This window comes from Streptomyces otsuchiensis, assembly GCF_004305975.1.
Taxonomy (GTDB): domain Bacteria; phylum Actinomycetota; class Actinomycetes; order Streptomycetales; family Streptomycetaceae; genus Streptomyces; species Streptomyces otsuchiensis.
Genome location: NZ_BHZI01000576.1, coordinates 1 through 679 on the forward strand (window position 1 = coordinate 1; position 679 = coordinate 679).

1 protein-coding gene is annotated in these 679 nt (G+C 75.3%); it reads right to left on the bottom strand.

What is annotated here, in order from left to right:
* Window positions 1-679, bottom strand: a 679-nt coding sequence (locus E0D90_RS25920) for an AMP-binding enzyme (RefSeq protein WP_157996962.1), incomplete at both ends; no start/stop codon positions are given.

The following is a 679-nucleotide window of genomic DNA, read 5'->3' on the forward strand; positions in this document are numbered from 1 at the left end:
GTCCGGGTCGGGGGTGACGGGGGCGGCGGAGGCGGGTACGGGAGCGGCCCGGTGCGCCGGGTCCGCGAGATGGGTGGTGTGGCGCGGTTCCGGGAGGGCGGAGCGGTCCACCTTGCCGGTGCCGGTCAGCGGGAGGCGGGGCAGCACCGCCCACGAGCGCGGCACCAGGTACTCCGGCAGCCGTTGGGCGAGCTGACGGGTCAGCCGGTCGGAGAACTCCTGCCGGTCGGTGTCGGCGTCCCCGGCGCAGTGCGCGGGGACGACGAACGCGACGAGCCGGGCTTCCTGCCGGGACCCGCGCCGGGGCAGCACCAGGGCCTCGCGGACCTCGGGGAGTGCCGACAGCGCACGTGACACCTCCTCGGGCTCCACCCGGAAGCCACGGATCTTCACCTGGTCGTCGCCGCGCCCGAGGAACTCCAGGACGCCCTGTTCGGTCCAGCGCACCAGGTCACCGGTGCGGTAGTACCGCTCGCCACCACTGCCGGGGCCGGCTCCGGTCACGAACCGCTCGGCGGTCGCGCCGGGTTGGTGGAGGTAGCCGTCGGCCAGTCCGGGGCCGGCGACGTGCAGTTCACCCGGCACGCCGATCGGTACCGGCGAGCCGTGCTCGTCGAGCACCGTCAGCCGGACGTTGTCGATGGGCCGGCCGATGGGTATCGGTGCGGGGGCGTCCCCG